This window comes from Coleofasciculus sp. B1-GNL1-01 (genome assembly GCF_040220235.1).
GTDB lineage: Bacteria > Cyanobacteriota > Cyanobacteriia > Cyanobacteriales > Coleofasciculaceae > Coleofasciculus.
Genome location: NZ_JAVJTO010000023.1, coordinates 20,990 through 47,592, shown reverse-complemented (window position 1 = coordinate 47,592; position 26,603 = coordinate 20,990). Strand labels below are relative to the sequence as shown.

General features: G+C 45.9%; 21 protein-coding genes and 2 pseudogenes. 13 read left to right on the top strand and 10 right to left on the bottom strand.

Annotated elements, in window-relative coordinates; all coding sequences use genetic code 11:
* Together RID53_RS05390 and RID53_RS05385 are read right to left on the bottom strand one after the other, a co-directional pair.
* Positions 1-141 (bottom strand): annotated as a pseudogene (locus RID53_RS05390) (S-layer homology domain-containing protein); the annotation flags it as partial.
* Positions 134-349 (bottom strand): hypothetical protein, encoded by a 216-nt coding sequence (locus RID53_RS05385; RefSeq protein ID WP_446387141.1) that lies wholly within the window; start codon positions 347-349, stop codon positions 134-136. The pseudogene RID53_RS05390 and the gene RID53_RS05385, both read right to left, overlap by 8 nt.
* A 48-nt stretch (positions 350-397) precedes the next feature.
* Between RID53_RS05385 and RID53_RS05380 the strand changes: the two genes are divergently transcribed.
* A complete protein-coding gene (locus RID53_RS05380; protein ID WP_446387140.1) occupies positions 398-1,633 on the top strand; it encodes an FAD/NAD(P)-binding protein in 1,236 nt (411 codons plus the stop codon).
* Here the strand turns inward: RID53_RS05380 and RID53_RS05375 are convergent.
* Positions 1,630-2,718 carry a metal ABC transporter solute-binding protein, Zn/Mn family gene (locus RID53_RS05375; RefSeq protein WP_446387139.1) on the bottom strand — a complete coding sequence of 363 codons (1,089 nt, stop codon included), beginning with the start codon at positions 2,716-2,718 and terminating at the stop codon, positions 1,630-1,632. The genes RID53_RS05380 and RID53_RS05375 overlap by 4 nt on opposite strands.
* A gap of 256 nt (positions 2,719-2,974) precedes the next feature.
* Here RID53_RS05375 and RID53_RS05370 point away from each other — a divergent pair, with 256 nt between their 5' ends.
* The 4 genes and pseudogenes from RID53_RS05370 to RID53_RS05355 form a co-directional block, all read left to right on the top strand.
* Positions 2,975-3,694: a metal ABC transporter ATP-binding protein gene (locus RID53_RS05370; protein WP_446387144.1), complete on the top strand. Its 720-nt coding sequence runs from the start codon at positions 2,975-2,977 to the stop codon at positions 3,692-3,694.
* Between the two features lie 308 nt (positions 3,695-4,002).
* A complete protein-coding gene (locus RID53_RS05365; protein WP_446387138.1) occupies positions 4,003-4,890 on the top strand; it encodes a metal ABC transporter permease in 888 nt (295 codons plus the stop codon).
* A gap of 285 nt (positions 4,891-5,175) precedes the next feature.
* Positions 5,176-5,970 (top strand): YtxH domain-containing protein, encoded by a 795-nt coding sequence (locus RID53_RS05360; RefSeq protein ID WP_446387137.1) that lies wholly within the window; start codon positions 5,176-5,178, stop codon positions 5,968-5,970.
* A 235-nt stretch (positions 5,971-6,205) separates the two neighbouring features.
* Positions 6,206-6,340, top strand: a pseudogene (locus RID53_RS05355) (transposase); the annotation flags it as partial.
* A gap of 25 nt (positions 6,341-6,365) precedes the next feature.
* On the opposite strand, the gene RID53_RS05350 reads toward RID53_RS05355, so the two are convergent.
* Positions 6,366-6,917 (bottom strand): PEP-CTERM sorting domain-containing protein, encoded by a 552-nt coding sequence (locus RID53_RS05350; RefSeq protein WP_446387136.1) that lies wholly within the window; start codon positions 6,915-6,917, stop codon positions 6,366-6,368.
* A gap of 266 nt (positions 6,918-7,183) precedes the next feature.
* Positions 7,184-7,648, bottom strand: a complete 465-nt coding sequence (locus RID53_RS05345) for a GNAT family N-acetyltransferase (RefSeq protein ID WP_446387135.1) — start codon at positions 7,646-7,648, stop codon at positions 7,184-7,186.
* Positions 7,649-7,750: 102 nt separating this feature from the next.
* On the opposite strand from RID53_RS05345, the gene RID53_RS05340 reads away from it, so the two are divergent.
* On the top strand, positions 7,751-8,902 hold the full coding sequence (locus RID53_RS05340; protein ID WP_446387134.1) for a UDP-sulfoquinovose synthase: 1,152 nt from the start codon (positions 7,751-7,753) through the stop codon (positions 8,900-8,902).
* A 17-nt stretch (positions 8,903-8,919) separates the two neighbouring features.
* Here RID53_RS05340 and RID53_RS05335 read toward each other — a convergent pair whose 3' ends face one another.
* On the bottom strand, positions 8,920-9,084 hold the full coding sequence (locus tag RID53_RS05335) for a hypothetical protein (RefSeq protein ID WP_446387133.1): 165 nt from the start codon (positions 9,082-9,084) through the stop codon (positions 8,920-8,922).
* Here RID53_RS05335 and RID53_RS05330 point away from each other — a divergent pair.
* Entirely contained in the window at positions 9,083-9,388 is a 306-nt protein-coding gene (locus tag RID53_RS05330) for a hypothetical protein (RefSeq protein ID WP_446387132.1), read from the top strand. The genes RID53_RS05335 and RID53_RS05330 overlap by 2 nt on opposite strands.
* Positions 9,389-9,567: 179 nt before the next feature.
* Positions 9,568-10,701: a glycosyltransferase family 4 protein gene (locus RID53_RS05325; protein ID WP_446387131.1), complete on the top strand. Its 1,134-nt coding sequence runs from the start codon at positions 9,568-9,570 to the stop codon at positions 10,699-10,701.
* An 89-nt stretch (positions 10,702-10,790) separates the two neighbouring features.
* Here RID53_RS05325 and RID53_RS05320 read toward each other — a convergent pair whose 3' ends face one another.
* Positions 10,791-10,973, bottom strand: a complete 183-nt coding sequence (locus tag RID53_RS05320) for a hypothetical protein (RefSeq protein ID WP_446387130.1) — start codon at positions 10,971-10,973, stop codon at positions 10,791-10,793.
* 127 nt (positions 10,974-11,100) lie between these two features.
* Positions 11,101-14,574: a PAS domain S-box protein gene (locus RID53_RS05315; protein ID WP_446387129.1), complete on the bottom strand. Its 3,474-nt coding sequence runs from the start codon at positions 14,572-14,574 to the stop codon at positions 11,101-11,103.
* A gap of 460 nt (positions 14,575-15,034) precedes the next feature.
* Between RID53_RS05315 and RID53_RS05310 the strand changes: the two genes are divergently transcribed.
* From RID53_RS05310 to RID53_RS05295, 4 genes are all read left to right on the top strand, one after another.
* Positions 15,035-16,327: an AAA-like domain-containing protein gene (locus RID53_RS05310; RefSeq protein WP_446387128.1), complete on the top strand. Its 1,293-nt coding sequence runs from the start codon at positions 15,035-15,037 to the stop codon at positions 16,325-16,327.
* Positions 16,328-16,542: 215 nt separating this feature from the next.
* Positions 16,543-20,448: a WD40 domain-containing protein gene (locus RID53_RS05305; RefSeq protein WP_446387127.1), complete on the top strand. Its 3,906-nt coding sequence runs from the start codon at positions 16,543-16,545 to the stop codon at positions 20,446-20,448.
* Positions 20,449-20,831: 383 nt separating this feature from the next.
* Positions 20,832-22,802, top strand: coding sequence for an acetate--CoA ligase (gene acs, locus RID53_RS05300; protein ID WP_446387126.1), 1,971 nt, complete (start codon positions 20,832-20,834; stop codon positions 22,800-22,802).
* A gap of 177 nt (positions 22,803-22,979) precedes the next feature.
* Positions 22,980-23,189 carry a hypothetical protein gene (locus tag RID53_RS05295; protein WP_446387125.1) on the top strand — a complete coding sequence of 70 codons (210 nt, stop codon included), beginning with the start codon at positions 22,980-22,982 and terminating at the stop codon, positions 23,187-23,189.
* 107 nt (positions 23,190-23,296) lie between these two features.
* Here RID53_RS05295 and RID53_RS05290 read toward each other — a convergent pair whose 3' ends face one another.
* A complete protein-coding gene (locus RID53_RS05290) occupies positions 23,297-23,701 on the bottom strand; it encodes a DUF6464 family protein (RefSeq protein WP_446380939.1) in 405 nt (134 codons plus the stop codon).
* A 324-nt stretch (positions 23,702-24,025) separates the two neighbouring features.
* Between RID53_RS05290 and RID53_RS05285 the strand changes: the two genes are divergently transcribed.
* The gene (locus RID53_RS05285; RefSeq protein ID WP_446387124.1) at positions 24,026-24,247 is read left to right on the top strand and encodes a hypothetical protein; all 222 of its coding nucleotides are present in this window, start codon (positions 24,026-24,028) and stop codon (positions 24,245-24,247) included.
* Positions 24,248-24,401: 154 nt separating this feature from the next.
* Here RID53_RS05285 and RID53_RS05280 read toward each other — a convergent pair whose 3' ends face one another.
* Positions 24,402-26,582 (bottom strand): right-handed parallel beta-helix repeat-containing protein, encoded by a 2,181-nt coding sequence (locus RID53_RS05280; RefSeq protein WP_446387123.1) that lies wholly within the window; start codon positions 26,580-26,582, stop codon positions 24,402-24,404.
* Positions 26,583-26,603: the final 21 nt, after the last annotated feature.

Below are 26,603 nucleotides of genomic sequence, written 5' to 3'. Positions count from 1 at the left end.
GGCTCGATTCCCGCGATAGGTGCCATCGGGATAGCCCGCGATACAACCATACCGTTCCACCAGACTGCGTAGGGCTTCATACGCCCAATCGCCAGGGGAAACATCTCGTAACTGAGAGACACTGGTGACTTGCTCAAGAGCATTCGTTTGGGTGATGGGGTTGTACCGCTAGGTGATCGGGCAAGACCTTAGAACTGAATAGGGTGTGAGGAGTAACTATGGCAAAAACATGGTGGAATACTGTAATCGTGAACCCAGTGGTGTTGGGTGGTACTTGGGCAGTTTGTGCCGCCCCAAATGCTTTGGCACAGATTGAGGGGTTACTCGGCGTCACAATTGTGATAATCATTATCATAAGAACGATTATCGTTATTGTAAATCAAAGGTCAGAGTTTTCATGACAAACCATTCGGCATCCTTACCCGCGAACATTGACATTGCCATTGTTGGCGCAGGTCCCCAGGCTCTAACTCTAGTCACTCACCTACTGCAAAAACGTAAGACAATGAAGGATAGGTTTTGGGTGTTTGATGCTAGTGGCAGATGGATGAATCGGTGGTTCCATCAATTTGCCGCCCTAGACATTCCTCATCTGAGATCCCCTGCGGTTCACCATCCCCACCCCAACCCTTATGCGCTGCGCTCTTTTGCCGAAAACCGGGAGTCGGCATTTTTTCCACCCTATGATCTTCCCGGAACGCAGCTATTTGAGGAGTTTTGTCAGGATGTTATCCATCAGTGGGGATTGCCGGATAAGCTGGTTCGGGCTGCTGTGAGTAGCCTTAAACCAACCACGGTTCTCAAACGCCCTCGATTTCGCCTAGAGTTATCCAATGGGCAATCAGTCATCGCTCGTCGGGTGGTTCTGGCGACGGGTGCAGGGAGGAAGATTGTACCGGATTGGGTGGATAAGATGACATCGGCTTATCCAACTGACCGATTATGCCATGCTCAAACTGTTGATTTACGGAACGTGCCGATAGTTGGTGAGCAGGTGTTGATTATTGGGGGTGGGTTGACGAGTGGACATTTAGCCGTGGGTGCAGCAGCACGGGGAGCGAAGGTGATGTTAATGTCGCGGCGTCGGCTTCAGGAAAAATGGTTTGATGCTGAACCGGGTTGGTTGGGACCGAAGTATCTCAAGGACTTTTGGGCTGAACCGGATTGGCACAGGCGGTGGGAGATGATTCAGGGAGCGCGAAATGGGGGATCAATGACGCCAAAGATGATGTTTCAGTTACGCCGCCTGGAACGGCAAGGTAAGCTGAGGTTTTATCCGGAATGCCAGGTGGTTGAGGCACGGTGGCAGGATAACCAGTGGCAGGTTGACTGTGATGATGGTCAAGTCTATGAATGTCAACGTATTTGGTATGCCACTGGAACTGGCTTTGATGCCACCGTTGACCCGTTACTTAAGGATGTTATTGACGCATATCCTGTACCGCTTGTCAAGGGTCTGCCCGTTTTAGACGAGCATCTGCGTTGGTCGGGTTGTGAATTATTTGTGATGGGAGGTTTAGCCGCACTCCAGATAGGACCCGTGGCACGGAACCTGTACGGTGGGAAAATGGCGAGCGATCGCATTGTACCCGCCTTAACCAAACCGACGCTGTATCATTCCTCTTCAGGCTAATTTTCACCTGTCATTAGTTTGAACGGAGTACAAGTTCCACCCAACCCTTTCGCGATCGCGCAGGTATTGTGTGTCATCATTCCGATATAGGTTGCCGTGTCACTATTTTGGGCACCCAGACTACCAACAAACAGTTTTTGGTCCCAAACCTTGACATTCGCTTCCCTAGCCACAGTCTCAATGGCGGTGGAATTGGTTGTGGTTTCCACAAAAATCGTGGGAACCTTGGCTTGTTCAATGGTTCCTACCAATTCCTTTACCCGTGCGGCTGAGGGGGTTTCTTCGGTACTGAGTCCTTGTAGCGATTCCGCCGCTTCAAATCCATAAGCGTTGACATAATAAGCCAAAGCATCATGAGTGGTGATAATTTTACGTTTTCCTGAAGGAATTGTTTCCACTTGTGCGTTGACCCAGGTATCTAACTGGTCGAGTTGGGTGGTTAACTGTTGGGCATTTTCCGTATAAAAGTCAGCCTGATCGGGATTAATCTCTGTCAGTTGGTTGCGAATCACATCGACCATCGCTATGCTGTTTTGCACATCATGCCAAACATGGGGATCGGGAACGTTTTCCCCCTTATCGGCGGCATGGTGTTCTTCATGATCTGAGTGTTCACCTTGTTCCTTTTCCCCGTGATCATGGTGATCTCCATGATGATCATGGTGATGTGCTTCTCCCTCCAGGGGATTGGGGACAGCTTCCTCAAATACAGCAACGATAGGGGCTGATGTATTGCTGGCTTCAATTAATCCCTCAACGCCTGGTTCTCCATCATAGCCACCATAAAGGATCAGTTGTGCGGTTTCAACGGCTTTGCGATCCGATGGGGTTGATCGGTAGGTGTGAGGATCTTGGTTCGGATCTAATAAACAGTTGAGTTGAATGGTGTCTTGGGCAATTTCTTCAGTTAAATTGCAAAGGACGCGATGAGACACCACTACACTGGGTTTCTCACCTGATGTCCCATCTTCTGTTGGCGAAACCGTTGTCTGGTTGGTTTGAACACACCCTGTCAGTGCGATCGCTAATGCCAATACCTTACTATTCCAGCCGTTCAAGGTTTGGTTGAATACATACTTTAGCATAGTCAAGCTCCTGAAACCGAGAGACAATTATAATGATAATCATTCTAAATAGATAATCGTTCTAAATATTGGAGTTGAAACGGATGCCGACAGCTATATCCCCAATACGGCTCGCCAGGAGTTCTCATGTATTTTCCTCTCCCCCAGCTTCCCCAGCTTCCCTATCCCTTCTCAAAGCGTGAAATCATGGCAATCGCTATCCGATAAGCTGAAAGCAGAATTTGTTAATGGTAGTCATTCTCACAGACAGGTCGTAATGCTCGAAGTTCATGATTTGGCAGTCAACTACCGAAATACCTGGGCAATCTCCGGTGTTTCCTTTTCCATCCAACCCGGACAGTTAACGGTACTGTTGGGACCTAACGGTGCTGGGAAAAGTACGATTATTAAAGCAATTCTGGGACTCATTCCCCTCACCAGAGGGGTAGCCACATTTCACGCCAAGCCCCTGAAAAGCCAACGAAAACGGGTTGCTTACGTACCACAGCGCACCCAAATTGACTGGAATTATCCGGTTACCGTCTGGAATGTGGTGATGATGGGGCGCACTATCCACACAGGTTGGTTTAAAAATCCATCTCGTCAATCCCAGGAGATTGTTCAGGATGCATTAGAACGGGTGGGCTTGTTTGAATACCGTCATCGTCAAATTGGCGAACTATCGGGTGGACAACAACAACGAGTATTTTTGGCAAGGGCGTTGGCGCAACAGGCAGAATTGTTTTTTTTTGATGAGCCGTTTGCTGGGATTGATCAAAAGACAGAAGAGATTATTTTTGAGATTTTTCAAGACTTAAAGTTTCAAAATAAAATGATATTGGTTATTAGTCATGATTTGGGGGAAACCTTGGAGCAATATGATCAAATATTACTATTAAATAAGGAGCTAATTGCTGTGGGTTCAAAGTCAGAAGTCTTGACAACTGAAAACCTTAAGAAAGCCTATGGTAAACTCATGAGCCTGGTTGTTGCCTAATGTCAATGCAGAAAACTCTAGGGCAAAAAAACAGAGTATAAGTACCTGGGAATAAATTCTGTTTGCTGTACTAAGTAGTCGGACAAAAGAAAACGGTACTGTGTTAAGTTTTGCAAGTTGCCTTCAAACCCTTACTGCTCCCTGTTCCCTGTTCCCTGTTCCCTAATCTCAACCGTTCACTTTAATTGTGTCCACCTACTTAAACAATCAGCAAAAATTGACATCCGGTAAAGCTAAAGATACCATAATACGGATTTTCAGGAAAAATTCATACCAATAGGAAACCAACAATCAATGAGGTGGATAGGATGTGGGATTGGTTAATTGAACCACTTCAGTGGGGATATATGCGTGACGCCATAGCGATTGCGGTGCTGCTGGGAATTTTAGGCGCAGTCGTGGGGAGTTATTTGATTGTGCAACAGATGATCATGATCGCTCATGTGATCGCCCATGCTGTTCTACCTGGACTATCCATCGCCTTTTTTGTGGGGGAACAATTTCTGTCTCTGGGGGCGTTTATCGCGGGAACGTTGAGTGCTTTAGTGGTGGCTGGTATTCATCAGCGATCGCGAGTTAAGGTAGATGCAGCCATGGCATTAACCTTAACCAGTTTTTTGGGCTTAGGAGTTATCCTAATTACCCTCTTAGAAACAAATCAATTTGACCTCAGTTCTATTCTATTTGGTGATATTTTAGGGGTCAGAACCAGCGATGTCTGGCATACGCTCATCATTACCGTCATCGTTTTACTGTTAACCAAACTGTTTTACAAAGAACTCCTTTTTTACACCTTTGACCCCCTCGGCGCTCAAGCCAGTGGTTTACCCGTCACCACCATGTATTTCGGCTTTGTCTGCGCCATTACCTTGACGATTGTCGCCAGTATGCAAACCGTGGGCGTGCTGCTGGTTATCTCCCTCCTGGTTGGTCCTGCCATTACTGCCTATCTTTTGGTCAAAGAATTGCATCAGATGATGGGATTAGGGGCAATAATTGGTGTGATTGCGGGTGTTACGGGGATGTATTTAAGCTATTACCTGGATTTGCCATCGGGACCCGCGATCGTCATGGTTGTCTTTAGTTTCTTTATTCTGGCATTTTTATTCAGTCCCACCCAGGGAATTTTAACCGAACCCGAAACCCTCCGTTGGATTGCCAAAATCCTGCAACCGCTCAAACTCTGGAAACGCTGAGGCTCTCCCTGTTGTGACCGCTAACTGGGGGTTCTATAAGTTAGAATCCAGTCCGCGCAGGCGGACGAAAGTTTGTGTAGCAGCGATTTCAATCGCCATGGCAAAAAAGGGTTTTCAAAGCGGATTTGGTATGAAATGTATCTATCGACTGATTCAAGATCACCTCATATCCTCCTTTAGCTTGGCGTCAGCAATAACGGTGGATTGGTAAGTTAAAGAAAGATACAACAGAGCCTTAAACCCGAAGAGGGAACATTCAATATCAATAAAGGAGGATAACTCTACATGGATAGTAATAAGCAATTTTTGGATAAAAATAATCAACCTATTGAACCTACTGCCAATCAACCCGATGAATCTTCGTCCAATCAAGACAATCAAGGTAAGGGTATAGTTGGCGCTGGTGTAGCTGGCGCAGCCGTTGGCGCTGTAGTTGGTGGTCAAGTGGCTGGCAAACGAGGTGCAGTCGTGGGTGCTGTTACAGGCGCTGTAGCGGGTGGTTTGACGGCTAAGGCTACCCCGGAGGATGCACCGGATAAACTTAAAGGTGCTGCGGATAAGGCAGCCGATAAAGTGCAAGATGCGGCTGAACAAGCCAAGCCAGCTATTGAAAATGCCGCTAACCAAGCGAAAAGTGCTACGGAAAAAGCAGCCGACAAGGTAAAAGATGCGGCTGAGAACGCTAAGCCAGCTATTGAAAGTCAAGCTGACAAAGCCAAAAGTGCTGCGGTGAAGACAGCCGACAGGATTCAAGATGCGGCTGAGAATGCTAAACCTTCACTCCAGAGTAAAGCCGACCAAGCCAAAAATGCGGCGATTGGTGCAGCCGATAACGTTCAAAACAAGGCAGAGAAAGCAAAGCCATCGAATCAAAATAATCAAGATGGTAAGGTAGTGGCAGAACAAGAACGTATTATTGTGGAACCCGACCCAACGGCGGTAGTCGCGGCAAAACCTGTCACTGCTGTGGGAAAAAACGTCGCAGAAACAGAGGTGACGCAGGTTGAGGTTAAGCCAGAAACACCTGAAATACCTGACATTGACAAGCAAACATCCTCTGCCCGGAACAGGAAATGGTAGGATAACTATTCCTAGTGGAACAAAGGGGGAAAGGGATTCAGTTATCCTTTTTCCCCTTTACTCAGATGGTTAGTAAGCTGAGGCTAAGTCTGTGTTTTCGGTGTAGCCAAAATTTACACTTTTTTGTTTGTGCCTTATCATCGCATTGAAGTAAATCCTGAAGTATATCAACCGCCATAGCGGTTAGGACACATCATTTATGTAGAGACGCGCCATGGCGCGTCTCTACAATGGTGCTTATTATAAAGGGGTGTGCTATGCCCCTTTATATATTCTCTGGTGCCATCATCTATTAGTGGCTAAATTGCGTCCTTCTAATGTAGATTCAGCAGAAGGAGCTTTGGAAGAATTGCAGAGAATCATTAGGCTCAAATAGCTTGAGTTTTACCTTTATCTTATTTGTTGACCTTATTCTTCCTTCTCGAATGCTCTTGCTTGAGTCCAACTCCAAAACCTAAGGCGGCAGCTGAACCAAGAAGTGTCAGGGGTTCAGGAACAGGAGTATTGTTAGTCACTTTGTAGGAGAGCGAATCACTGAAGTCTCCATTGATCAAAGTTGCTCCTCCAGTTACCATTCCACCACTTTCCTGGGGAAGTGATAGTATGTCGAATAGAGTGACACTCTGAGTCGGCTGTGCAGAATTGCTGAACAGAATTTGGGAACCATTATTTTCAAATTCACCCTGATCAAAAAAGAGGAAATCCCCCATCTCTAGAGAAACCGATTCAATTGCATCCATTGAATCGTTCGTGGTGAAGTAACCTATATCTACGTTGTTTATTGTTGTTGACCCCCCCAGTGCTGGTGATACAACGTCTATACCATTGATTCGTAAATCATATTTCATTGAAGCGGCTGTAGCCGGGGATACATTGACCATCGTTACGGTAGCGGCAGTGGTAGCAACCGTTAAGGCAGACAGCCACGGTGAGTAGCTAAATTTCATAAATTGGAAACCCTGTAGTAAGTGAAACAACTGTGACAATTAAATGACTAATAAAGGAATGTTTCCTCTATCTTTAGAAGTATTTATAAGACCATACTTATTTGTCTTTGTCAAGTTAATCTCATTTATTATTCTTTATGCTTTATATAAGTTATAATTTTAACAATACACAGATTTTGTATTGCAAGTTGCATTTTATAGCTATAACTAGAACTAGCAATTATATGCCAGAAACAGGATGTATGATTAGGCGTCTAGGTATTTATTCAGTGAGAGGATAAAGTCATAATTTCTACAGGGATTCGGAAGATAATTTTGGCGAAGTGAGATAAGCCAAACTTAAATTTAAGCGATCGCGGCAACTCTTGCCAGGATACTGGCACAAAGCCAAAGCGCCTGTAGAACTGGGCGAGGCGTGTTCCTAAGCATTCCAGATACAGGGGGTGGCTGGCTTGGTGAATCAGATGCTGCGTCAGCAACGTTCCCAAACCGCGATCGCGCCACTCTGGGACAACCACTAAACTGCCTAACTCCTGGGCGTCAGCAAACTGGCGTAACTGTCCACATGCTACCACCTGTCCCTCGCATTCAATCACCCAGAACTGTTGCCATCGTAATTGCGTCGGATCAAGTTTTGCCCCCAGTACCAATCGGAAAATCACGCCCCGATCTCCAGAATTGGCGCGTCGGAGGACACAGTTGGTGGGTAGAGACGGTTGACTTGTATGCATGTAGGATAATTTAGGGGTGCGATCGCTGATTTTAATGGTTCGAGAGTACCCGAAACCTGATACATTTACCGAGTATCGGCAAGCAACATTTATGGATTGACTATGAAAGTCTTGGTTATTGGCGGCGATGGTTATTGTGGGTGGGCAACCGCCCTGCATCTATCCAACAAAGGATATGACGTCGGGATTATGGATAACCTGGTGCGTCGTCACTGGGATATGAAACTAGGTGTAGAAACGCTGACGCCAATTGCACCGATTCAACAACGTATCCAGCGTTGGCAGGATCTGACGGGTAAATCCATTGACTTGTTCGTGGGGGATATTACCGACTACGATTTCCTGATTAAATCCCTGCATCAGTTTGAACCGGAGGCAATTGTTCACTTTGGCGAACAACGTTCTGCCCCATTCTCGATGATTGACCGCGAACATGCGGTGCTGACTCAGGTGAATAATGTCGTAGGCACATTAAATATTCTCTATGCCATGCGACAAGACTTCCCTGATTGCCATTTGGTCAAACTGGGGACGATGGGTGAATATGGCACGCCGAATATCGATATCGAAGAAGGCTATATCACCATCGAACATAATGGGCGTAAAGATACCTTACCCTATCCCAAACAGCCTGGTAGCTTCTACCACCTGAGCAAAGTCCATGATAGCCATAATATCCACTTTGCTTGTAAGATTTGGGGACTGCGGGCGACGGATCTGAATCAGGGCGTCGTTTATGGCGTCTTAACCGAAGAAACGGGAATGGATGAGATGCTGATTAACCGCCTCGACTACGATGGCGTTTTCGGTACCGCCTTAAACCGTTTCTGTATTCAGGCGGCGGTAGGTCATCCCCTAACAGTCTATGGTAAAGGGGGACAAACCCGAGGCTTCTTAGATATTCGGGATACGGTGCGCTGTGTCGAACTCGCGATCGCAAATCCAGCTGATCCGGGTCAATTCCGCGTCTTTAACCAGTTCACGGAAATGTTCAGTGTGGGCGACTTAGCCGTGATGGTGAAAAATGCGGGTACCCATTTGGATATCGATGTGGATATTAAGCACCTGGATAACCCACGGGTGGAGTTAGAACAGCACTATTTCTACGCCAAAAATACTTGCCTGTTAAGTTTAGGACTCCAACCCCATTACCTATCTGATTCCCTGATTGATTCCTTACTGAACTTTGCCAGCAAGTACAAGCACCGTGTAGATGAAAAACAAATCTTACCCAAGGTGTCTTGGCGGCGATAACTCACTCGACTATCGGTTCAGGATTCAGGCTTACGGTAGGAAGACATAAAACATCCAGAAAATGGGGTTTCGCTGGTTGATGTTTCTGTTTTTTCCATCCAAATCAGTCTAGAGGCGTTCATCATAATTACTGAACCGATGGTTTCAATCATCTGCTGTATGTTCCGATAGCTTGTCATCATGATGATCAAATCGGCAATTCTGCTCGTGTTTGTCGTCTTACCGGGTTTCGCTGCTTCTGCCCTCAGTGCTTATTATCTTGTGCCAGAATGGGTAGAATTAGAGCGTCATCATGCTTATTACCAGAAGTTGTCTCAATCTCCGTCTTCGACAATGCGGGATCTATCCATCGCCCAAGCCGCAGAAAACAGACATCGAATCAATTGTTTTGCTGAAGGTGTGGGCGTTTTATTAGGGGGAATTATTGCTGCCATTGGCATTCATGGACTCTGTACGTTACCGCTCAAAAACGCTGAAGATCCTTAGTTGTTTTAGCGGGTATCTTATTAAAACCGAGGTCACGCTTTAGTTGCTCTAAACTAAAGAACTCTCTCCAGAAGCCGCCCCGTCCCCTGTTTAGCTCCCCCTTCCGCCCCCTTAAAAAGGGGAAAATCCTAAGCACCTTCTCGCGTTTGCAATAACACTCCGCACACAGTCACACGATTATGCGAATTGCCTTATTCACTGAAACCTTTTTGCCCAAAGTTGATGGAATTGTCACGCGACTGCGGCATACGGTTGACCATTTACAACGGAATGGTGACCAGGTTCTAGTTATTTGCCCTGATGGTGGACTCACAGAACACAAAGGTGCCAAAATTTATGGCGTTTCGGCTTTTCCATTACCTTTATATCCCGAACTGAAACTGGCATTACCTCGACCCGCGATTGGTATGGCGTTAGCTGAATTTAAGCCGGATGTAATTCATGTGGTGAATCCGGCGGTATTAGGGTTAGGGGGACTCTATTATGCTAAAGCGATGCAAATTCCTTTAATCGCGTCCTATCATACTCATTTACCCCAGTATCTTCAGCATTATGGGTTAGGCATGTTAGAACCTGTGATGTGGGAATTAATTAAGGCAAATCATAACCAAGCCCAGCTTAATTTATGTACCTCAACGGCAATGGTGGAGGAATTGAGAGGGCGAGGGATTCAACACTTGGATTTGTGGCAACGGGGAGTGGATACAGAGACATTTCGTCCCAGTTTGGCGTCTGAGGACATGCGATCGCACTTGTCCCAAGGACACCCAGAAAGTCCCTTATTGCTGTATGTGGGGCGGCTGTCGGCGGAAAAGGAAATTGACCGGATTAAACCCGTTCTGGAATCGATTCCCGGTGCGCGTTTGGCATTAGTGGGGGATGGACCCCATCGCAGCGCCCTAGAAAAACATTTTGCTGGAACTCCCACCCATTTTGTTGGGTATCTGACGGGAGAAGCTTTAGGATCTGCCTTTGCGTCGGCGGATGCGTTTATTTTCCCCTCCCGTACCGAAACCTTGGGGTTAGTTTTACTCGAAGCGATGGCGGCGGGGTGTCCCGTGGTGGCGGCGCGTTCTGGGGGAATTCCCGATATCGTCACCGATGGGGTGAATGGCTACCTGTTTGATCCTAGAGATGAACAAGGCGCGATCGCAGCCACTCAACGTCTATTTCAGGAACAAACCGAACGGGAAACCTTACGCCAAAACGCTAGGGCGGAAGCGGAACGATGGAGTTGGTCAGCCGCCACCCGTCAGTTACAACAATATTATCAGGGCGTGGTATTGTCGCGATCGCTCTTACCTGCGGCTTGATTAGGGGTTGCTGAATAAGTCTTGTGGCGGGAATAGGCAACACCTCGACTTGCAATCAGAGGGTAGTGGCACGGCATTGCCGTGCCTTCTTATATAGCTCTTATATCTCTCCAAATATTATTATTATTATTCTTTAATAAACTAGCTCCTAAAGATTTAAATACCAAACCTTTAGAAGCCAATACACCTAAACTATCCTTAATAATATCATAACCCGGAATCACCGAGTTTGGTGTTGTAAAATGTTGGATTTTGTGTGAGAACCACTCCATATAGTCTGTCTTTGATCAAAAAAAATTACCAAATACAAGGACAAATAATCTAGCTTACTTCTCACAGAGAAACGAGAATGACATAAAACGTAAGACGAATGACGAATGACGAATGACGAATGACAAATTACACAGGTAACTCAATCACAAACTCTGTACCTTGCCCTAATAACGATTTACAATGAATCTCACCCTTATGTCGCTCCACGATACTGGTGTGGGCAACCGATAAACCTAATCCTGTGCCTTGACCAATGGTTTTGGTAGTAAAAAATGGGTCAAATATGCGCGATTTAATCTGACGATCTATCCCTACACCATTGTCGGTAATCCGAATAATAATTTTATTGATATCCGGTTGATTTTGAACGGTAATAAAATCGGTACAAATCCGAATCTTAGGAATAAAGTTTGTATCCTGCTGCATTCGTACTTCTAAAGCATCAATCGCGTTACTCAAAATATTGATAAAGACCTGATTCAACTCTCCAGGATAGCAATCAATTAGGGGTAGATCATCATACTCTCGCATCACCCGAATCGCGGCTCGGTTCGGCTGTTTTCTCAGGCGATGTTGTAAGATCATTAGGGTACTTTCGAGACCCTGGTGAATATCGGCTTTTTTGTAGTCCGATTCATCTAAACGGGAGAAGTTTCGCAAGGATTGAACGATTCCCTGAATTCTTGCCGATCCTTCTTGCATGGAATCCAATAATTGTATAAAGTCTTGCTGAATAAAATCGAGTTCTCTATCAACAATATAGTCTTGAATTTCCTGAGGCGGTGTAGGATAAAATTGCCCGTAGAGGTAAATTAGCTGCAAAAGATCATAGATATACATCCGGGCGGGGTTAATATTGCCAGCAATGAAGCTAACCGGATTATTAATTTCATGAGCAATCCCAGCAACTAACTGACCCAAGGATGCCATTTTTTCCTTTTGGATGAGTTGGACTTGGGTTTGTTGCAATTCGCTGACAGTGAGTTCTAAGGTTTCGGCTTTTTCGCGCAGTTTAGCTTCACTGAGACGTAAATCTGATTCTGCTTGTTTACGGGGGGTAATGTCGGTGACGCGGACTAAATGGAGGGTTTTATCCGCCACTTTAATTCGCTTGACCGCTAAACTTCCCCAAAATAACCGTCCTTTTTTGCTCACATATTCTAGTTCTCGACTCCAAAATCCATACCTCTGAATTTCATCAACGATAGACTCTAGGTCATCGGGATGAAATGGTTCTTTTTGAAGCGCCTGTCCTTCGATATTTAGTAATTCAACTTTGCTGGTGACTTCAAATAACTCGATTGCCCGTTGGTTGCAGTCTAGAGTTAAAAGGGTATCTGGATCAACTAAAAAAATAGCATCGGCTGATTCATTGAAAATCGCTTGCCATAAATCCCGCGCCCGGATAATTTCTGCCTCGGCGTGTTTCCGTAGAGTAATGTCCCGGACAATGGCAATAATTTCCTGGGAATTACAGGCAATAATCCGCGCTTCATACTCGCTGAGTTGCCCGTTAATTGTCAACTGATACTCACAGGTTTGAAGTTGACCGGAGAGAATAGCCTGCTGGGAGGCTTGCTGTAAACGTTGAGTTACGTCTGGCGGCAAAATATCCTGGGGTTTTTTACCGATAAATACCTCGGGTGGCGCGACAGGAATGATACCTTTGGCGGGTTTGAAATCAACAAATGTACCATCAGCACGACAGCGGAACATCATGTCGGGAATGGCATCTAATAAGGCTTGATTGGTATCCGCCACTTTTTGCAATTTGGCTTTAATATGTTGGCGCTGGGTAATATCGAGAATGATGCCATCCCATATTAGCGTCCCGTCAGACAGGCGCATCGGTTTAGCTTTTCCCTGACACCAGCGAATTGTCCCAGATGGTGTTAAAATTCGCCATTTCATACACCAGGATTCTAAGGTTTTAGCGGAATGGTTGATGGATGCAACATAAGCACTGTAGTCGTCGGGGTGAATCCTGTCCCAGATTAATTGAGGGTTGTCTTGAAGGGCTTCGGGTTCTAAGTCAAAGAGTTCCCGAACGCCAGAACTGATGTAGGTAAATTGATGACGACCATCGGGATATTGATAATATTGATAAATTACGCCCGGTATCGTTTCCGTCAGCTTTTGGAACCGCGCCTCGGACTGGGATAACGCCGCTTCTGCTTGTTTAAGGGCGGTAATGTCCCGTTGTACCCCGATAAAATGGGTGACGTTTCCATCACTATCTCGTACTGGGGAAATCGATACGTGATTCCAAAATAGTGTACCGTCTTTCCGATAGTTTCGCAGGGTGACATGACAGTCTCGTTGTTCCTGAAGGGCTTGGCGTATTTCCTGCAATTCGGGTTGATGGGTATCCTCTCTCTGGAGGAAGCGGCAATTTTGACCGAGAAGTTCAGCTTGGAAGTAGCCCGTCATCTGTTCAAAACTCGGATTGACGTAAACCAGGGGATGATCAGGGGCTTGAGCATCCGTAATCACGATACCATTACTTGCCGCCGCGATCGCCCGTTCGAGCAGGTGTAATTTTTCTTCGGTCTGTTTGCGGGCGGTGATATCATGAGCAACGGTATAAATTAACCCTTCTTCAACTACTGGCGTTGCACTCCAGAGTAACCACCGATAAGACCCATCTTTACAGCGATAACGATTCTCAAAATTAATCGTGGAAACGCTATTATGCACTAGCTGTTGGGCTTCCCGTTGAGTGGCGTCTTGGTCATCGGGATGGACAAAATTCAGATAAGGTTGACTCAAGAGTTCCGAGAGAGAGTAACCCAAGGTCGTTTCCCAAACTGGATTTAACTGTTTAAAATAGCCATCAAACCCAGCAATACAAAGCAGATTCATGGACAGGTTAAAGAAACGCTCCTGTTGATGTTCGGGGAGTTGTAGGGGTGGAGCAATAATTGGCGTATTCCAGTTAATTTTATCAGCATCGCATTGACAGGCGAACTCTAATTGATCTGATGTTGGCTGGGTAGATTGTCCGTTTCCATTCTCGTCCGGAATCAACGCTGAGGATTTAGAGAGGAGAGAGTGGCAAAATTCGTTCTTGTCTTCCCTGCTTGGTTTCTCCTCTGTGTCTTGGTTCTGTCGATTCCGCACCTGTTGGCGGGCGATGGCATAGTGTAGGGAACGGATAAGTTGAGAATTATCGAATTTTCCTTTAATTAAATAATCCTGAACCCCAGCTTGAATCAGTTGCAATGCTAACGCTTCATCCTGTGCTGCACCGAGGACGACAATGGGAATTCTGGCATGGGTTGGACTTTTTTCACTATACTCCTGAAGTCGGGCGATCGCATCCAGCCCCTGTGCTGGGCTAGTATCCTGTTCCTCTAAGCGATAATCATATCCGTCGCTCTCCTGAACGCCTTCTGTCTTTTTTTTCTTTGATATCTGACCCAAATCGATTAAAATAATATTAATTTTCTCTTGCTGCAAATGTTCTAGGGCGGCATTAAGACTTGCCACCCGAATGAGCGATAGGTTCGGATTCTGATTATCCAGGAAAATGCCTTGAATCTGTTGGGCGATTTCCGGGTCATTTTCCAAAAACAAAATTTGCCAATTTGCAGGATTCATCGGTATTTAAATTTTGCTGGTTATCTGGCATTTTTTGAGTTGAGAAATAATTGGTACTGACCGTTCAGTTATTCACGGTAGTGTAAACGCTGACGTGATCCGCACAGACACAACAGAATCATCAGTTAGAGAACGGCACGATAGCAGCGTAAAAAATCTCAATAGATGCTTCGTTCAAAACTCAGTGACCCCTGAAAAATACTTCAGTTTTTGATGGCGAACGATAACAGCTACGGGAATATTGCCCGACTCGACCATCAACTTTTAGCCCAAAACCCTAGTATTTTTTAGTTTAACTTATTTTATTACAGCTTATTAACTTAGTACATAATAGCTGTGTAAAAGTTGTATGAACATAAATATTAAGCCATTAGTCATCTATCTCGATGCATATTCTAAAACACAAACCTGTTATGAATTGTTATAAAAAGTTAGGTATTGGGGAAGGAGCAGCAAAATAATGGATGTAGAGCAAGCGCTGATCCTGATCGATCAAAGCCTGCAACCGGAAGGCTTAACCGATATACAAGAACTGATCTTCCGACAATGTTGGCAGGGTAAGAGCTATTATGACATCGCCCAAGAGTTTGATTATGATGCGGGGTACTTGCGGATTGCGGGTTCCCAGCTTTGGCAACAACTCAGCTTGGCTTTGGGAGAAAAAGTCACCAAAGCCAATCTACAGTCAGCACTCAGACGTAGAATGAATGCCAGTCTGCAAGCCTCTATCCTCAATCCACCGCTAACTAAACCCGACTATCCGGGAAGTCCGGTTCCTTACCAATCCCCCTTTTATATCCAACGCCCTCCCATTGAATTAGAGTGTTGCACTGAACTGGTGCAACCAGGAGCGTTATTGCGAATCAAAGCGCCAGAACGGATGGGAAAAACCTCACTGGTGGGGTATCTGCTAAATTTTGCTAAAAACCAAGGCTATAAGACTGTTTGCTTGAGCTTTCAACAAGCTGATGATGTAGCGATGAACGATTTAAATAGTTTTCTGCGTTGGTTTTGTAAAAGTATTAGTTGGCGGCTGGAATTACCCCCTAAGTTAGAAGACTATTGGGATATGGAGACAGGGTTGGCAAAGTCAAACTGTACTCGATACTTTGAGCGGTACATATTACCCCAGTGTCATACGCCCCTAGTTATGGCATTAGATGATCTTGATCAACTCTTTATGTATCCTCAGATAGCCAGAGAGTTTCTCCCCTTATTACGAGTGTGGCATGAATATGCCAATGAGTCAGAAATTTGGGAATCGTTACACACTGTCGTGGCTCATTCAACGGAAGTGTATGTGCCACTGAGAGTCAATCAATCTCCGTTTAATGTCGGATTTCCAATTAGTTTACCGGAGTGGGATGCTCAACAGGTAAAGGTGTTGGCACAAGCTTATGAGTTGAACTTGGCGGACAGGGAAATTGAAGACCTGATGGCAATGGTGGGAGGATATCCGTATCTGGTTCAATTGGCTCTTTATACTGTGTACCATGACAATATAACGTTAGCGCAGTTATTACAAGAGGCGCTGACAGCATCGGGGATTTATAATAATCATTTGCGACGGTTAGCTAGTTTGATTACGACACCTCAGTTGGCTGATGCGGTGAGGCAAGTGATGGGTGCGGATGAGACGGTTTTAAGTGATTCCTGTTTGGCTTATAAATTAAATAGTTTAGGGTTGATTAAGTTGAAGGATAATAAAGCGACGCCCAGTTGTGAGTTATACCGTCAGTATTTTTGTTCTTAGCGTTATCAGTTATCAGTTATCAGTTATCAGTTATCAGTAGGGGCGACCCGCTGGTATTACTGAACAAATCTCTTCCACTCAATTGAATCGGGTCGCCCGTTTTTTGACGTTATAAGTAGGTAGAATATGTTGAGTTTATCTGTCGCTAATTCCTGCTCATCTAACTGAATATAAGGCTAAAGCCCTTACTACAAACGACAAATGACGAATGACAAATGACGAATTTAACTCGTTTGACTCGATATTATAAAGTGGGTGGGGGGTTAAAATATAACCATCCTACCTACGTTCAGCGAGCGGCTGATGACCAATTGTATGAAGCGCTGCTAGCGGGAAATTTTTGCTATGTGTTTAACACCAGACAAATGGGGAAATCCAGTTTGCGAGTGCGAACGCTTCATCACCTCAAGGCTAGGGGGTTCCATGGTGCTTCGATTGATTTAACCAATCTAGGAAGTGAGACGATTACGCCTAGTCAGTGGTATCGGGGACTTTTGTATGAATTAGTCAATAAGTTTCCCCAAATCCAAGGGTTTAACCTGAAAACCTGGTGGGATGCTCATGATGATTTATCCCTGATTCAACTATTAAGTCGATTTATTGAAACGGTTTTATTGGTTCATATTCCTAAAGGAAATATTATTATCTGTATTGATGAAATTGATACCGTTATAGGTTTAAATTTTCCCACAGATGATTTCTTTGCCTTAATTCGATATTTTTATAATCAACGGTCAGAGAATTCAGTCTATCAGCGGCTTACGTTTGCTTTGTTTGGAGTGGCGACGCCCTCGGATTTAATTGCCGATAAAAAACGCACACCGTTTAATATTGGCAAAGCGATCGATTTGCGCGGATTTCAGATATCGGAGGTGGAACCGTTAGCCGAAGGATTGAACCACAAAGCTGAACACCCGATGGTGGTTCTACAGCGAATTTTAGACTGGACAGGAGGACAACCCTTTCTCACCCAAAAAATCTGCCAGTTAGTTGCTAAATCTCCTAACATTATTGAGGCGGGTGAAGAAGCAGAAATTATCGACAAATTGGTGTTAGAACGCCTGCTGTCGGACTGGGAATCGAATGATGAACCGGAACATCTACGCACGATTCGCGATCGCGTCCTGGTTAATCCCCAATTAACCAACCGAGTTTTTGGGATTTATCAGCAATTACTTCAAGGTATTTCTATTCCCAGTGATGACAGTCGAGAACAGATTGAATTGTTGCTTTCGGGGTTAGTCGTTAAGCAACAAGGCTATTTGCGGATTAATAATGCTATTTATCAAGCTGTCTTTAATCTCAACTGGGTACAAGCACAATTGAGTCAATTGCGTCCCTACTCTCAAGCAATTGAGGCGTGGATAAGCAGCCATCAACAGGATACTTCCCGACTGTTACGGGGACAAGCCCTACAAGATGCGCTACTGTGGTCTCAGGGAAAGCGTTTAAGTGATGTAGATTATCAATTTTTGGCAGCGAGTCAAGATGCAGAACGCCAAGAGATTGAAGGAGTCTTACAGGTACAAAAAGAACGGGAACAATATTTTCGCACGATTGCCGATGCTGTACCGCAAATCGTATGGATTATTGAAGCGGATGGGAAATTATCCTATATTAATCAGCGCGGATTGGATTATTTAGACTGTACCTTGGAACAGGTAAAAGACTGGGGACGATTTGTATTTTGCCATCCAGAGGATCAAGCGCGATCGCAAGCTGCTTGGCAACATTGTTTCCAAACCGGAGACCCCTATCAGGTGGAAATTCGCCTCAGAGATAGTCAAGGGAACTACCGTTGGTTTTTGCAACGAGCAACTCCGCTGCGGAGTCCCGATGGAAAACTTGTAAAATGGTTTGGCACCAGTACTGACTTAGATGAAATTAAGCGCATTGAAGAGGCAAAGCGACTCAAAGAAGTAGAAGCGCGACTGGTTGAGGAACACAAACGCTTGCTGCAAGAACATAAAATCACCCAACTGCAACGGGGTTTATTAGCTACGGTGACTGTGGCGTTTGTGGTAGCCAGTGGGTTAGGATTATTTACCCGGTTTCAGAAGCGTCAACTCGCCGTGAGGGAGGTGCAAGCGCTGACAATTTCTGCCGAAGCCTTGTTTGCCTCAGATAATCACTTGGGGGCATTATTTACAGCCATTAAAGCATGGCGGCGATTGCAAAATCTAGCAGTTGTCACTCCTTCTTTACAGGCTAAAACCGAGCAAATCCTGCGCCGCAGTGTCTTTCAAGCCGACCAATCCAATCAATTGTTAGCCAATAAAAATGCCGCCCAAACTGTTGCCATTAGTCCTGATGGTCAACTCATTGCCACTGGGGGTCAAGATAAAATGATTAAACTCTGGCGTCGAGATGGCAAGCTTCTGGCAAGTTGGAGGGGACATGAGGATATCGTCATGGATGTTGAATTTACTCCTGACGGTCAACGACTCGTTTCTGCCAGTTGGGATCAGACGATTAAGCTGTGGCAGCTAGATGGTACAGTGTTACAGACATTCCAGGGACATCAGGATTTAGTCCGGTCGATTGCCATGAGTCCAAATGGTGAACACCTTGCCTCAGGGAGTGAAGATGGCACCGTGAAGCTGTGGCGGTTAGATGGTACACTGCTCAACACCTTCATCGGACATGAGGGGGCGGTGTGGTCTGTGACGTTTAGCCCCGATGGGCAGATGCTGGCGTCTAGCGGTTTCGATAATACAATCAAGCTGTGGAGTTTGGACGGCACCCGACTCAAAACCATTAAAGGGGTTCATCAGGGAGATCAATCTTCGGAATTTGATCGCATTGTCAGTCTTGTTTTCAGTCCTGATGGTCAACGGTTAGCAGCCGGAACCTGGTATAACACGATTCAGATTTGGCAGCGTGACGGAACCTTGATACAAACGCTCAAAGGGCATGAAAGTACCGTTATCGATTTAGCCTTTAGTCCCGATGGGCAAACTCTTGCCTCCGCCAGTTGGGATGACACCATCAAACTCTGGTCAGTCGAGGGTACTCTGCTGCAAACCATTCAGGCAAATCAAGAGGGGATTTGGCAGATCACCTTTAGCCCAGACGGTCAAACCGTGATGTCATCGGGTGTTAATGGGACAATGCGCCTGTGGCGGTTCAACCCACCTAGTTTAACCCGACTTAGAGGTCATTCCAGTTCAGTGTGGGGAATTGATTTCTTCCCCGACAGTCAGAAATTAGTGTCAGCTAGCATCGATGCGACGCTCAAGCTTTGGCAACCCGATGGTACGCTGATCAAAACTCTGGAGGGACATCTCAATCAACTGTGGGGAGTTGATGTCAGTCCGGATGGTCGCTTGATTGCCTCAGGCGGTGAGGATACAACGGTTAGACTGTGGGGGGCAGAGGGTTCACTTCTGAGAACTCTGAAGGGACATCAAGATACCGTGTTTGAGGTGACGTTCAGCCCGGATGGTGAGTGGATTGCTTCAGCCAGTTGGGACAAGTCGATTAAAGTCTGGCGGATTGATGGCACATTATTAACCACGTTACTGGGACATGAGCATGAGGTGAACACGGTGGCTTTCAGTCCGGATGGTCAACTCCTCGTCTCTGGTAGTTCTGATACAACCCTTAAACTTTGGCAACGAGATAGTTCTGGAGGATTTGCTTCTCAACCGATACAAACCTTAACGGGGCATGATGATCAAGTTTGGGATATCGCCTTCCGTCCCGATGGTCAGCAGTTTGCCTCAGCCAGTGCAGATCGCACAATTAAGCTATGGACAAGAGACGGGCAGTTAATTAAAACCTTAACCGGACATCGCGATCGCGTCCAAAGTGTTGCCTATAGCCCTGATGGTCAATTTCTCGCTTCAGCCAGTTGGGATCACAGAGTTAAACTGTGGCGCAGTGATGGGACTTTAATCACTACATTACCGGGTCATCGCGATCGTGTCTTTGATGTTGCCTTTAGTCCTGATGGTCAGACTCTTGCATCTGCCAGTTTAGACCATACGGTGATTCTCTGGAAATTGGATCAGGTGGTGGATGTGAACAAGGTTCTCCAACAGGGCTGTGACTGGATACGAGATTATATCAAGACCAGTCCGGACGTTGAAGAGCGCGATCGTCACTTGTGCGATGATTGATTGGGGAATAACAGTTATCAGTTGTCAGTTTGGTGTAGGGGCGACCCGCTTGCATTAATGAACAACTCTCTTCCACTCAATTGAATCGGGTCGCCCTGTTTTAGCGTTAGTTAAAAGTAGGTAGAATCTATTGAGTTTATCTGTCACGAAATTCTGAGTATCCAACTGAATATAAGGCTAAAGCCTTTACTACGAACAACGAACAATTTCGGGTATTCCGGACTTAGTGGGCTAAACTATCTCTCCTCCACCCCTCTGCACCGCCGCTTCAATTGTTACAGCAGATGTAGCAGATGAATCAAAGTGTATGCTTTTGCGTATGATAAAATAATCAGTTTTTTAATTAACCGCTACGATGATCGTCTCGTTTAAGGAGAGAAACGATGTCACGAGCGACCATAGAATCCGTTCTTCAAGAAAAACGTCTGTTTAATCCACCGAGTCAGTTTAGCCAAGAATCCCATATTAAGAGCATGGAGGAGTATCAGCGCCTCTATGACCAAGCCAAAGCTGATCCAGAGGCATTTTGGGGTCAACTGGCAGAACAAGAACTGCACTGGTTCCAGAAATGGGATAAGGTGCTGGATTGGCAACCCCCGTTTGCTCAGTGGTTTGTCGGCGGTAAACTTAATATTTCGTATAACTGCCTCGATCGCCACCTGACCCCTGAACGACAGGACAAATTAGCCTTGATTTGGGAAGGCGAACCCGGAGACTCCCGGAGCTTCACTTATGCTCAGTTGCATCGGGACGTCTGTCAAATGGCAAATGTGCTTAAACAACTGGGCTTGAAAAAAGGCGATCGCGTGGGGATTTATATGCCGATGATTCCCGAAGCGGCGATCGCAATGCTGGCTTGTTTGCGAATTGGCACACCCCATACGGTAGTGTTTGGGGGGTTTAGTTCTGAAGCGCTCAAAGACCGACTCTTAGACGCCGAAGCCAAAGTCGTGATTACAGCGGATGGCGGTTGGCGCAAGGATGCGATCGTCCCGTTGAAAGAACAAGTAGACAAAGCCTTAACCGGGAATAGCGTTCCCAGCGTTCACAGCGTTCTAGTGGTGCAACGCACAGGTCAACCAATCAATATGGCATCGGGACGCGATCACTGGTGGCACGATCTGCGATCGGGTGTTTCTGGGGATTGTCCAGCCGAACCCATGGACAGTGAAGACCCCGCCTTCATTCTCTATACCTCCGGCACCACGGGTAAACCCAAAGGTGTGGTTCATGCCACAGGTGGGTATAACCTTTATACGCATATAACGACAAGATGGGTCTTTGATTTACACCCCTCAGATATCTTCTGGTGTACTGCTGATATCGGTTGGATTACGGGTCACAGTTACATTGTGTACGGACCCTTATCCAACGGTGCCACCACAGTTATGTATGAAGGGGCGCCCCGTTCCTCAAATCCCGGTTGTATGTGGGATGTCGTCCAAAAATACCGAGTCACCATTTTCTATACCGCCCCCACCGCGATTCGGCTATTCATGAAGATGGGCGAACATTTACCCAAAGCGCGAGACTTATCCTCGCTGCGATTACTGGGAAGCGTCGGTGAACCAATTAACCCAGCCGCTTGGATGTGGTATCACCGTGTCATTGGCGGCGAACGCTGTCCGATTGTGGATACTTGGTGGCAAACTGAAACGGGAGGAATCATGCTCACACCTCTACCCGGTGCCACACCCACGAAACCGGGTTCTGCCACTTATCCCTTCCCCGGAATTGTCGCTGATGTGGTGGATTTAGACGGCAATCCCGTAGAAGATAACCAAGGGGGCTACTTAGTGATTAAACAGCCGTGGCCCAGTATGATTCGTATGGTTCACGGCAACCCGAACCGATTCCGTCGCACCTATTGGGAACATATCCCGCCCAAAGATGGAGACTATCTCTACTTTAGTGGTGATGGCGCTCGTCGAGATCCAGACGGTTACTTCTGGGTTATGGGTCGAGTGGATGACGTGATTAACGTCGCCGGACATCGCTTGGGAACGATGGAAGTCGAATCGTCTCTGGTGGCTCATCCCGCCGTCGCTGAGGCTGCTGTAGTCGGGAAACCCAGTGAGGTGAAAGGGGAAGAAATCGTCGCCTTTATCACCTTAGAGGAAAATTACACCGCCAGTGATACCTTAGCCAAGGAATTAAAACAGCACGTTGCCCAAGAAATTGGCGCCTTGGCGCGTCCTGGTGAAATCAAATTCACCGAAGGATTACCCAAAACGCGATCGGGTAAAATTATGCGGCGGTTGTTGCGATCGCTCGCGGCGGGTCAAGAGGTAACAGGCGATACTTCAACCTTAGAAGATCGGAGCGTCCTCGACAGATTACGGGGTGGCGTTTAATGGGAAGGTGCTTGTAGAGATGTGCCATAGCACGTCTGGGAGCAGGTGAGATTGTAGCTGATCAATGTAGGTAGGGGCGCAAGGCTTGCGCCCTTACCCAGTTGACGCATGAAACCTATTCGCTCAAGCGATCGCCTTCTACAATGAAAGCATCAGACCAAATTCGAGGAGAACGTCATGGCAGCAGAGCGAGAATTTGATGATGCTCTACATGAAGCTGGCGTAGAGGCGGCTAATGTACTCAAAGAGTTTCTGAAGAATCCACCAGAAGGAGGCGCTGAAAACGACGCTAATATGGTCAAAGTTAAAGTTGCGCTTCAGGTATTGGCGATCGCCAATGATCTACCCACTCCCCCATTTTTTATCGATTCGAGCAATCAAGCTTAAAATAGCCGGAAAATCAGTTCCTACAATCAAAGACGTTTCGGCGGAACGTCTCTACCTTCTCCCGCCACACTTCGCGGACGTGAAGATCGCGGCGGGAGTTGTACAATCTAGCTTTGGCGACTTTTTCGATAGGGAATTTCAGAGTCAGTCAGGTTGGATTGGATAGGTTCGTAGTAACGGCAAGACTGACAAGGACCCTCTGGATTAACCGCACAACGCACAAGTTCAGAATTTGCATTATATTCACAACTCGCATCGCCCAGCACCCAGCGCCCATCAACCAAACTTTTCTCCGTTGGGCGCGGAGCCGATTGGACATACAAGGCAATTTTGTGCAAGCGGTAACGCCCAGATTTTAGAAGATAGCGATGGCGACGCTCTAAAACAGCGTAGGTTTGACCGTTATAGTCAAGATAATTACCCGGTTGGGGAGTCCAATCTAATCGGATATTACCCAGACTCTGACGCGATTGCGTCAGGATTAGCTCTGCCGGAAGAGACTCTGGCTCCATAGTGATAAGTGTGATGATGACTACACTTGGATGGTATCGCAATCATTGTTGTCATTTGTCTTATGTCATACTCGCTATCCTTGAGAAGCAAGCTACGTCATTTGGTCAGGGCGGGTTTTACAGCCAAGCTAAGGAAAACCATCAATATTAGTCCCTAAACCCGCCCCTACACACAGATATACCAGGGTAAGTTTCTACATGAGTGTCTTCATCTTCCCCAGCTCCCCCAGCTCCCACCCCTCCGCTGGGGTGTGGGGTCTGACCCATATCCCTCAAATGGTTAGGATGGTTCATATTGGATAAAAGTGTTGATTCAATGCAACGATGAAAATTTCAGTGAGACTTATACCTGGTGCGCTATCTGATTTATTCGCTCAAGCTAGCAGTTCTGGTAAAATTACGCTCGCTGACCGATACGGATTAATGGCAGCATTGCTAGAAGAATCATTAACTGATGAAGAGAGAGACTCCCTAGAACGATTACTCCGCGCATTTCGCCGAGGGCGGATGAAGGTGGTCGATGAGATTTCTGCACTAGGATATTGATACTCTCCCGGTTAAAAGGCGGGAGATTCTTCCGTCACAGGGAGGCAGACCCTTCACTTCGTTCGAGGGCATGGTTTAACGTCTTCCAAGACGGAACCTTTACCCTCAGAAAGCTGAGATGGTGTGTGTTCCACGGCTTGCAGTCCTCTTATTTCTATTCAATAGAAAACTTTAGTTGAATATGGCGAGAAAATTCGGATGTGTTACCGCTGGAGTCAGTCGCCGTTGCGGTTATCGATTGTCCCAAAACAGTAGCAGGTAAAACGGCAGTGAATCCAGCTTCTCCACGGTTATCTGTCGTTACAGATACTGAACCTAAAGGAACTTCGCCTTCACCATAGTCGGATGGATCAGCACTTCTATTGACGAAAAATTCCAACGTGAATTGGGTATGAGGAGTGCTAACCAGTATTCCTTGAATTTCAATGTTATTGTTTTTTACCTCTGCGCTTAAAAGAGTGGGATAATTTTGCAACTTATTTGAGCCAGAGTCTAAATCTAATGCATCGTTCTCAATGGGGACAGAAGCGGATAAACGATGCCCTATCTCACCATTCAAAAAGGCATCATGGGATGTTGAGCGACTTGGACTTAAACTAATGCCCAAACCTTGATTATTAAACAGACGATTTGTCTGAATTAAATTATTAATTGTCTCCGCTATTCCCCCAGGAACGGTTTCCATAGTCGTAATTTGAATACCATTGGCTCCGTTATCGTGAATGGTGTTATTTAAAATTTGGGTGTTAGTAATAGAGGCATTAAACCCTGCTTCATCACCCCTGGCTTCTAACCGAATTCCATTATGACCATTATTCGCGATCGCATTCCCCGTGATCCGCGTTCCCCGAATTAAAACATTCATCAGCGGTAACACAGTATCAGGAGTATAAATATTAGAAAATATGGCAATTCCATCACCGCCATTGGCGATAGTGATGCCACTGGGATTGATCCCAATATAATTGTTTTCAATCCGGTTATCCCAGGGTTGTGTACCAAATCCTCGGTAGATATGAATTCCGTGGCGACGATGCCCACCGATAACATTATTGCGAATTTGGTTGGCGGGCTTTTTGATGCCAATACCATCCGTACTTAAGATGGGACTTAATGCCATTGTTCCTGTAATATCTGTGCCAATTAAATTATTTTCAATGGTATTTTCAATTGCTCCCCATTGCAGGGTTAGATTAGCTTCTGAATTTCCTTGGCAGCGAGCATTTCCGGAAATTAAATTATGGCGTATTTTGTTCAGGCGTGACGGTGCATCAGATCGTGTTCCACCAATCAGCAAACCATCAATACAATTGCCTAAAGCGACGGTTCCGGTAAAATCCGTACCAATATAATTACATTCAATTAAATTATTGCTGGCATAATTAGAAACCCAGAGATTTGTCGTATAGCTTCCAGCAATGACGTTGCCTCTAATGGTATGATTTTGGGCAGGATAGCGGGAATCTAAAGCGGCAAAATTGCCATGCCCAATCACTACACCATGACCGCGTTTTTCCGTGGTATTCCCTAATACATTTTTACCTGTGTAATCTGTGCCAATAAAATTATTAACAATAGTATTGCCTTGCTGATCGGCATTGGCATCGCCGTTGACGAGAACGCCTAAGAATGTATTCCCGGAAATGACATTGTTTTTAATGATAGTATTATTAGGATTTGTCGTGTTCCCAGCTTTAATCACAACACCTCGGTTATTACCCAGGGCGACTGTACCAGTGATATCTGTACCAATATAATTGCTATTAATAATAATTTGGCTAGAGTTATTTAAGATTTCGATACCAGCGCGTTGAAACTGATTAATAACCAGTCCTCGGATCACAACCTGATCCGCATCAATCGTAATACCACTGACTTTACCCGCCGCCGCACCATTTAACTCAATCACAGGACGACTAATTGTTATAGTTTGGGCTGGAAGCGGAACGCCTATTGGATTAGGACAGATTAAGGAATGGGTTGCGGTAGTTTGGAAACCGGGTTGGGATGTGCCATCAATAACCACCGCTTCCGTTATAGTTGGTAATGGCGAATTAGGAATAATGCTGGGTTGAGTCGATTGAATATTAAACGCGATCGCATCAATAATAGGATAGGGAGAACCTGTCCGACAATCGCCATTTGTGGTATCCCTATTCGTATTGGCATTATTAATCGCTTCGCGCAGCGTACAATTGCTATCGCCAGCATTGATATCATCGGCGTTGGTATTAACCACAATAGCCGCAGTTTGTGCCGAAGCACTACCCATGATTAGCGAGAACCCGCTAGCCCATAAACCGATAGATGCTATAGCTTTTGTTTGCGTGAACATAATAACTTTTTCAGCGTAGCG